Origin of the sequence: Marinobacter sp. UBA2498 (genome assembly GCF_002341575.1) — a bacterium.
GTDB lineage: Bacteria > Pseudomonadota > Gammaproteobacteria > Pseudomonadales > Oleiphilaceae > Marinobacter > Marinobacter manganoxydans.
Map to the genome: position 1 here is coordinate 8,273 of NZ_DDOI01000099.1, position 8,504 is coordinate 16,776.

Sequence of the window (8,504 nt, forward strand, 5' to 3'; positions counted from 1 at the left end):
GAGCCGATACCGAGTTCACCAATCCGCTTCATCTTGAACAAAGCCGTATTAGCGAGGCGCGAGTGCTGGTGGCACTGGATCAGCCCGAGCGGGCCCAGGAAATACTCAGCGCTCTTTTGCAACCGGCTGAACGCAACGCCCACAACCGACACCTGGTGGAAATTCTGCTGGTCTATGGCGAGGCCCTGGCGAAGCAGGAACGGACCGATGAATCGGAGCAAATGCTGACCCGCGCGATAAAACTGGCCAGCGACGCCGGATTCTTGAGGCTCTTTGCGGAGGAAAGCCCCGATCTGCGTGCCCTGCTCCTTGGTTTGCCAGCACTGGATGAGCCGGGAAGCTGGAACGCCAGCGTCAGGAAAATGCTTCTCGATCAACGCCAGTCTGGCGAGGGCCATTCTGAAACAAAACCCGGTGCCATTTCTGGTGAGCGCGGTCGTACGACACTCAACGCCGAAACACTGCCTGAACCTCTCAGCCAGCGAGAACTTGAAGTGCTTGCGCTCATTCATGCGGGCCATGCCAACAAGGAAATTGCCGCAAAAATGGACGTTGCCCCGGCTACGGTGAAGGCCCACATTCGCAACCTTTATGGAAAGCTCGGCGTGGGCCGCAGAACCGAGGCTCTGGCCAGGGCCCGGGAACTGGGGTTGCTGCAAGGCTGATTTCGAGCCCAAAAACGTGACGCAGCTCACACTTTGCACCAACAACTTGAACCCGCTACGCCCTTTGGACGATCCGGCTACGCCCTCTAATCCCCTATTATATTTTCAACGGTGAGGGAAACCTCACCAGGAATTCTGAAACTTCAGGCCTTCAGATTTCTTGTTCCGCGTTGTTTCGACGCCCGGGTTCGAAAGAACCCCTTGATGAGAGCCAACCCCAAAAGGGCTGGCTCTTTTTTTATGGCTGAACGGTTCTGGTGGGATTCAGTGTTCGATGATCCGGCGGAAGGGTGGCAATGCATCCAGCAACAGCTGACCATATCGGCGGGCAATAATGCGGCGATCCAGGATCGTCACTCGTCCAGTATCCTGCTCGGTCCGCAGCAGCCGACCAACCGCCTGGACGAGTTTGATGGACGCGTCCGGAACGGTGATTTCCATAAACGGATTGCCGCCCCGCTGCGTCACCCACTCGGCCAGGCTCGCCTCAATGGGATCATCCGGCACCGAAAATGGCAAACGGGTAATCACGACGTGGTGCAAGTACTTGCCTGGAAGGTCGATACCCTCTGCAAAACTGGCAACGCCGAACAGGACACTCGGCCGGTCTTCATCCACCCTGCTGCAATGCTGCCTCAGCACTTCGCCCTTGGCCATATCGTCCTGGGTGATAATCAGGTCCGGGTAATCCGGGGCCAGCGCGTCTCGCACTTGCTGCATTTGACGACGGGACGTAAACAGTACCAGTGTCGCCTTCTCGCCTGCCCAGAGGTCCGGTAGTCGTTTTACAAGCTCATCGGCGAAGCCGTCATCCGTCGGCATGGCGGACATCGCCGGCACCTCCACCGTTGCCATTTCGCCGTAACGGAAAGAGCTGGGAACCACGAGGAAGCGGCTGCCCTGGGGCAATCCAGCCCGCGCGTTCAGGCGATCGAATCGACCAAGTGCGGTCAGGGTGGCACTGGTGAGCACGGCGCCGTATGCGCGAGACCAAAGCCTCGAGTACAACAGGTTGTCTGCCAGTACCGGTGAACTGTAAAGAGTGATGTCCTCGGCGTGGTCCCAGCGCTGGCGTACTGCCCATCGGGCTGGGGGCGGGCTTTTCTGCGTTTTCGGCCTGGCTTCAGGCTCATCACCTGTCTCGCTGTTGGTTTCAGCTTCCACGGGGGGACTGGCATTTCCCGAGTCGCACCAGGCTGTCCAGAGCCGCAACTGGTCCTCTGCCCGGGCGTGAAAGGAGCCTATCACCGGATACCAGGCTTCGGCGGTTTCCCGGTCGATCTCATGCTCCTTGCGCTCGTCAAAGGCGCCCTGCAACTCGTCCGCCAGAACGCCCAGTTGCCGGACCATGTTAGCGGTAGCAATCCGGCTTTCGGCTGCAAGCTCGGCCACGGCCTCCGGCAACTCACCTTCCGGATAACGCCACTGCGCCGTCCGGCGCTCTTCGTTGAACTCCCAGCCGGTATTCTGCTCGGCTTCTTCGTAAACCCGGTTGAGGACCAGGTCTACCTCTCTCGACGCAGAACTGATGCGATCCAGGGACTTGGCGGCCTGGGTGCCGGCTGCCAGATAAGGCTGCATTTTAACAAGCGCCTGGGAAAGCTGCTTCAGCCATTGCCGGGTAGCATTGAGTGGCAGCGACGCGGCAAAGTGATTCAGGGCCTTGTCCGGAAGGTGATGAGCCTCATCGAAAATATAAAGGGCGTTCTCCGGCTCCGGCAGAATGGCGCCGCCGCCCAGGGCAAGGTCTGCAAGAACCAGATCATGGTTAGCCACCACGATATCGGCATCATCAAGGTCTTTACGGGCATCAAAAAAAGCGCAACTGTCGAAATAGCTGCAGTGGCGGTTGGTGCACTGCCGGTGGTCGGTGGTTACCTGTCGCCAGACGTCGTCCGGTATCTGTTCCGGCCAGTGGTCCCGGTCACCGTCCCACTCGCGGGAGCCATAACTGGCGAGCATTTCCTCGAAAAAGGCCCGGGTGCCCGGTTCTTCATTTTTCGGCCCATCCAAAAGGAACAGGGGCATGGTGTCGCTGTCGGTATTGCCTTCATCGTGCAGTCGGGCTTCCAACCGGGACATGCAGAGGTAGCGCCCCCGCCCTTTGGCCAGAGTCCAGTTGAAATCCATCTTGCTGTGCTTTTTCAGGTCCGGGAGATCTTTGAGCACAATCTGGTCCTGAAGGGCCACGGTTGCGGTGGAGATAACCAGGGTTTTGCCGAGGGCTTTGGCCACCGGGATGGCAGCGATCAGATAGGCCAGGGTTTTGCCTGTCCCGGTCCCGGCTTCGACCACACAGGCAGAGGCCGGGGACGTCCGCTGGCCATCGTTCTCGGTGATGTCGCCCATGTATCTGGCGATTTCCGCAATCATCAGGCGCTGCCCATAGCGCGCCCGAATATCCTTGCCTGCCAGCACATCCCGATATCCCTGCTGGATCGATTGCTTGATCTCGTCGGTCAGCGCCATCAGCGAGGGCTCACCCAGTCCCGAACAACGCCAACCCGAAAAGGGCGCCCGTCACGACTCAGAACCACCCCTTCTTCCGTTATGTCGTCTACCCGCAGGCCATCGAAGACGTCGCCCACTCGCAGGTAGGTGTCGTTAATCATGACCCGGCGCGATGCAGGGGATGACGAGTAGATATGGCTGTTAAAGGTCAAATCGGGAACGCTCTTCTGAAATGAGAGCGGCAACTCTACCAGATGTGGCACTCTGCCTGCCTGCTCGGGCTGCACCATTGGTGCAGCAGTTTCGGCATTTGCGGATGAGGGAACGATAACGGTCGCCCGCTCCCGGCTTTGTGATGGGGAAGGTTCCGAAGCGATCGGCGCCGGCGTCGCCTCGCCCGCATCGGGCTCAGGGATGGTCCCCGTTTGTGCAACGGGATCTTCCAATGTCGGCGCTGGCTCTGTCGCAGGCGACACCGCATCAGGTTCAGGAGCTGTCATCCTGGCCGAGGCCGCAGATGTCTCGGATTGCGACTCGGAAACCCAGGGCAACGGCGCTCCCGGCCAGAAGACAAAGGCCAGGACGCCGGCATTGAGCATGAGTGCAAGAGACACCCAGACAGCCGGCGACCACCGCTTTTTCTTCGGGCGATGGATCAGCTGCACCTGCTGACCAAGGTCCGGTACGCGCCCTTGCCTCCGTTCAGTTTCGGATTTCCGCAATGCGTCAAGAATGTACGACATAATTACTCTCGACCTTCAACTTGCCGGCGACCTTCGGACTGCAGAGGCTTTAGACGGGGAATGTTAGCTTCCAGGTCGTTATTGATCTGGATGATGGTCATGGCTCCGGCGATCCCATCCACGGTAAGCCCTCGCAATGACTGATACCAGCGAACCTGCTCTTCTGAATCCAGCCGTTTCACCCGGTCACTTTCAGCACGGGAATTACTGAAACGGTCCGCCAGATCCATCATTCGCGCACCAATCCAGAGTTGCTCGCCACCGCCATTGCTGTAAAAGCCGTCGCCCGTCAGGTATTCCGGAAGGCGCCACAGAACCCGGTACTCCCCGAACCAATAGCGCTCGATACTGGCAGACAATACAGTCTGATTGCCGGAGGGCAAGGCGATGTCTGCGGTATCGCCATCCAGATGGCGGAGCACGACAAACCCCCGGTTACCCGCCTCATCCTGCAACTGAAGCATCGCCGGGCGATCCAGAAACTCGAGGCTTCGGCGGCTACCCTGACGACTCAGGCATCCAAGACCCTCCTCGTTGGCCCAGTCGCAGGCAACGGGCGCTTCCGAAGGTTCATATTCACGCCCCCAGATCCCGAAAAGTACCTGAAAAGCCTCCACGGAATCCAGAAGCTGACCCGGCACGGCAAGTTCAACGGGTGCTGACGGCTCTCCAGACCCGGTTTCCTGGATCTCTTGCAATGGTTTCTGTTCCTGCTCCTCGACTCGCTCAACAGCTCCCTGCAAAGGTTCTGCTGAGGAGGGATCGGTGAGAAACGCTCCGCCCGGTGACCAACGCTCAATAAGCCAGGCGGTGCCGATGATGGCCACCAGAATCGAAGCCGCAACGATAAGGTACTGGGATCTGTCTGGTGACTGGTGAGCTCGTGAGGGCGTGGGGCCGAGGGATTGTCCACGTACTTCTTTTGCCGCCTGGCGGATATGCTCGGGCGTAATCTCATGCTCACCCTCGGCATAGGCGCCCAACAATGCGCGGTCACTGATCAGGTTGATCAGGCGGGGTATGCCCTGGCTCTCGCGATAGAGGCGATTCACCGCCCGCTGCGAAAAGATATCACCCCGCATGCCAGCAACACTGAGGCGGTATTTCAGGTAGGCCGCAAGCTCATCCCGACCGATGGCGTCCAGGTGATAGCGTGCTGTAACCCGCTGATTCAGCTGCCTCAATTCCGGAAGTGCCAGCATTTCCTGCAGTTCAGGCTGGCCAAGCAGGACAATCTGCAGCAGCTTCTTCTCTGCCGTCTCGAGATTGGTCAACAGCCTTAACTGTTCCAGCACCTCGGCCGAAAGGTTCTGGGCCTCATCAATCATCAGAACCTTGTGTCGCCCGGCTGCATGGGCCTTGAGCAAGTCCCGGTTAATCAGATCAACCAGTTCCTTGATGGTGGCACTGATATCGTGGGGGATTTCCAGCTCATCGCAGATGGAGGACAGTAACTCCCGCGCAGAGAGCCTCGGGTTGAGGATCAGTGCGATATCCACATGATCGGGAACATTCTCGATAAAACACCGGGAAACCGTTGTTTTTCCTGTTCCCACCTCACCAGTGATCACGATGAAACCGCCCTGCCCCTGGACTCCGTACATCAGGTGCGCAAGGGCCTCCTTGTGGCGATCGCTGAGATATAGATAACGAGGGTCCGGGGCAATGGAAAACGGCGGTTCGCGAAAGCCGAAAAAGTCGTAATACATATCAGGACGTACCGGAATCCGCGTTGCTGATCAGCCTGAGCTCGGCCGTGCGCCGGTTCTGTTGCTTCAGCCTTCGCACGCAGCGCTCCAGGGTTTTCGATATACGGGCGTGGGAGCGAATCATGGAGATCTTCGGCCAGGTCGCCCGCTCGCCAGCCAGAATCATCTGCCGCACGTAAGCAGGATCCGGATTCGCCAGCATCCTGCTGTAATCCTTGAAGGAATACGACGGAGCTATGGTCACGTCTCCCGAGTAACGCTGAGCCATAATGGTGTACAACTGACCGGACATCTGCCGCAGAAGTTCCGGCCTTACCCGTTTTCGCAGGTAATCGAACACGCCCTGGCCATGAAACTGTATCTCGGATTTCAACAGATGCATGGGCAGATTTCCGAGGGACAGTTTTTCATCCAGCCCCCGCTGGCTCAGGAAAGGGACTACGTGGGGATTGGTCTGGCTCACGATGGTGTAATTGACATCGTACAGGTGCATCAACCGCTCGATTGGCAAATCACTGACGACCGAGCCATCCACAAACTTCAGGCGCGGCATATACGGTAGCGTATTACCCTGAATGTCTTTTTTCATCAGGGTAACCGGCGGGAAAATACCGGGAACCGCGGCGCTGGCCAGCACCGCGCTCCACACCATCAAATAGGGCGAGGTGTATCCGCAAAGCAGTCGGGCCTTCTGGTGCGCCTGCACTGGGGACACGCTAACGTTGATTGAACGTCCGGTACGCTGATACGCCTCCTCGAAGGTGTACTCACCGATATTGCCCCGCAGACAGTTCCGAAGCTCCTCCTGATCCATGAGCCCGTCGCCACGGACTGCGCTTAGAAGACCTCGCCATTTCCAGGCTCTCAGGTTGTGGTTCTCGGGGATCAGCATTTCCGGAATTTCGGCATCCGTATGCACACCAAGAATGCCCGCGATGATGGCCCCGATACTTGAGCCCGCAATAACCTGCGGCAGAAGCCCCTTTTCCCAGAGCGCCTTGATCACGCCGAAATGGAACACACCGAGGGTGGCGCCGCCACTGAGCAAAAGTGCCGGGCGACCGTAACTTGTGAGGGTGTCGCGGAAGAACTGGAGCTTATCTGCAACTGGAAAACCCGGAACCGGTTGATCACAAAGATAGCACAGCGCTTCACAGACCTGCGTGATGTACTCCTCGATCAGATGCTTGGTGCCGACGCGCGACCGGGTATAAAGCGCGGGATTGCCCATATTGCCCAGGTCATGGTGCAAGCCTTCGCGGAGAGCGCGTTTGAGGCGTTCCACGTCATTTTGCTGGCGATACTGCTTGAGGTTGCTCAGCCGGTCGTAGATGACTTCATAATGATAAAGGTCGGAGGCAAAATCCTCTTTCCACTCGGCGTTGCCCTCCAAAAAGTCCAGTTCCAGAGCCGCTGCTTTCCATACCTCGTAGTTGGGCGCGTCGGCCAGCATTTTCCGGAACTTGGCTATTCTTGGATCCTTGAGCACCGTTGATCTCCTTTCAATCCGGCTGACGCTTAGAAATCATCAAGCATCAAGTCCTCATCATCATCGCTGGCAAACGGATCGTTAACCACCTTACCGTCGTTAATCAGGAATTCGCGACGTTGCAGAAAGGCATTCCGCACAAACACGTAACTGTCGCCAGAGATGAAACTTTCAGCAGGGATCAAATCCGCCCGGCGGTCGACGATTTGCAGAGCCCTTGCATAGTAAACTTCAGGGCTTTCCACTTCATCCCACGCCGAAGGCAACGCGAAGCCGTCCGTCACAAACCCGGTAAAGTGCCGGGGTGTGGAAGGGCCGAGAAAAGGAAGCATCAGATAGGGCCCTGAACCCGCGCCCCAGTATCCCAGGGTCTGACCAAAATCCTCGGGCCGTTCCGGCAGGTCAAAGGCGGTTGCGACATCGAACAAACCACCCAGCCCAAAGGTGGTGTTGTAGGTGAAGCGCCCCACGGCAACCACCGCAGACTCCCCTTTCAGTTGAAGGACACTGTTGATGAAGTTCCTCAGTTCTGTCAGATTGTTGAAAAAATTGGTAACGCCGCGGTCGACAATTTGCGGAGTGAAGGTTCGATAGGCCTGTGCTACCGGTTTCAGGAACCAGCGGTCGATGGTCTCGTTGAAGGTGTACACCTTGCGGTTCCAGTTCTCCCAGGGATCTGCGGGATCAACCGGAACAGATCCCTCTGGAGCGGGTTCCTGCATGTTCTGGGCAATAGCCGGGCCCGCTGGCAGAAGCGCAGACAGGGAAAACAACATGGCCAGGGTAATAAGCCGGCGCCGGATAAAAAAGTAGTTCATCATCTGCTCTTGGGTTGTTTAATTCGTTTCAATTCGTCGAAAATACCGGCGCTACTTTTTATTATTAAACCGTTGTTCCGGAGAAACCGATGTCAGTACCGGGAAATCTTGTAAACACAATCACTATGCCCCTCCGGTGGGGAGACATGGATGCATACGGCCACGCCAATAATACAGTCTACTTCCGATTCTTTGAGGAAGCGCGCATTGTGTGGCTGGCTTCACTGGAGCTGGGCGGGCCTGACGAGCCGACCGGCCCCGTTATTATAAAGACCAGCGCTACCTTTCTAAAGGAATTGAACCACCCGGCAACGGTTGAGGTGAAAACATACGCTGACAAGGCAGGTAACACCAGTCTCGACACCTACCATTTGCTGACAGATGTCGACACCGGCGCCGTCTATGCGGAAGGCTATGCAAAAATCGTCTGGTTCGACCGGAAGACGCGCTCATCGGCTCCGCTGCCAGACACCCTCAGGGCACTGGCAACGTCTTGACCCAGCTCACTCCTATCGGCGGCGAACCACAACGCTGCCGATGGAATAACCTGCCCCGAAAGAACAGATTACCCCCAGATCACCACTGACAAGGTCATCCTTGTTTTTGTGGAAGGCGATGATCGAACCGGC

The 8,504-nt window shown here is 57.5% G+C and carries 7 protein-coding genes and 1 pseudogene; 2 read left to right on the forward strand and 6 right to left on the reverse strand.

The window, feature by feature from the left end:
* A partial coding sequence (locus tag B2W52_RS13735; RefSeq protein ID WP_286803572.1) for a LuxR C-terminal-related transcriptional regulator occupies positions 1-665 on the forward strand: 665 nt, incomplete at its 5' end.
* A 264-nt stretch (positions 666-929) separates the two neighbouring features.
* Here B2W52_RS13735 and dinG read toward each other — a convergent pair.
* The 5 genes from dinG to B2W52_RS13760 are packed head-to-tail and all read right to left on the reverse strand — an operon-like array spanning position 930 to position 7,875.
* Positions 930-3,134: an ATP-dependent DNA helicase DinG gene (gene dinG / locus B2W52_RS13740; protein ID WP_286803573.1), complete on the reverse strand. Its 2,205-nt coding sequence runs from the start codon at positions 3,132-3,134 to the stop codon at positions 930-932.
* Complete coding sequence (locus B2W52_RS13745; protein ID WP_273069854.1) at positions 3,134-3,859, reverse strand: general secretion pathway protein GspB; 726 nt, start codon at positions 3,857-3,859, stop codon at positions 3,134-3,136. Before B2W52_RS13745 ends, dinG begins: the two co-directional genes overlap by 1 nt.
* Before the next feature lie 2 nt (positions 3,860-3,861).
* Positions 3,862-5,568 (reverse strand): ExeA family protein, encoded by a 1,707-nt coding sequence (locus B2W52_RS13750; protein ID WP_286803575.1) that lies wholly within the window; start codon positions 5,566-5,568, stop codon positions 3,862-3,864.
* Position 5,569: 1 nt separating this feature from the next.
* Complete coding sequence (locus tag B2W52_RS13755; RefSeq protein WP_092032428.1) at positions 5,570-7,057, reverse strand: DUF3336 domain-containing protein; 1,488 nt, start codon at positions 7,055-7,057, stop codon at positions 5,570-5,572.
* Positions 7,058-7,086: 29 nt separating this feature from the next.
* Positions 7,087-7,875 (reverse strand): MlaA family lipoprotein, encoded by a 789-nt coding sequence (locus B2W52_RS13760; RefSeq protein ID WP_273069850.1) that lies wholly within the window; start codon positions 7,873-7,875, stop codon positions 7,087-7,089.
* Between the two features lie 89 nt (positions 7,876-7,964).
* Between B2W52_RS13760 and B2W52_RS13765 the strand changes: the two genes are divergently transcribed.
* Entirely contained in the window at positions 7,965-8,372 is a 408-nt protein-coding gene (locus tag B2W52_RS13765; RefSeq protein WP_041645241.1) for an acyl-CoA thioesterase, read from the forward strand.
* A gap of 12 nt (positions 8,373-8,384) precedes the next feature.
* Here the strand turns inward: B2W52_RS13765 and B2W52_RS13770 are convergent.
* Positions 8,385-8,504 (reverse strand): annotated as a pseudogene (locus B2W52_RS13770) (3-oxoacyl-[acyl-carrier-protein] synthase III C-terminal domain-containing protein); the annotation flags it as partial.

Excerpts from the sequence above, each read along its gene's own strand:
- B2W52_RS13765 (WP_041645241.1), top strand. The coding sequence starts at position 7,965 with ATGTCAGTACCGGGAAATCTTGTAAACACAATCACTATGCCCCTCCGG.
- B2W52_RS13760 (WP_273069850.1), bottom strand. The coding sequence starts at position 7,875 with ATGAACTACTTTTTTATCCGGCGCCGGCTTATTACCCTGGCCATGTTG.
- B2W52_RS13750 (WP_286803575.1), bottom strand. The coding sequence starts at position 5,568 with ATGTATTACGACTTTTTCGGCTTTCGCGAACCGCCGTTTTCCATTGCC.
- dinG (WP_286803573.1), bottom strand. The coding sequence starts at position 3,134 with ATGGCGCTGACCGACGAGATCAAGCAATCGATCCAGCAGGGATATCGG.
- B2W52_RS13745 (WP_273069854.1), bottom strand. The coding sequence starts at position 3,859 with ATGTCGTACATTCTTGACGCATTGCGGAAATCCGAAACTGAACGGAGG.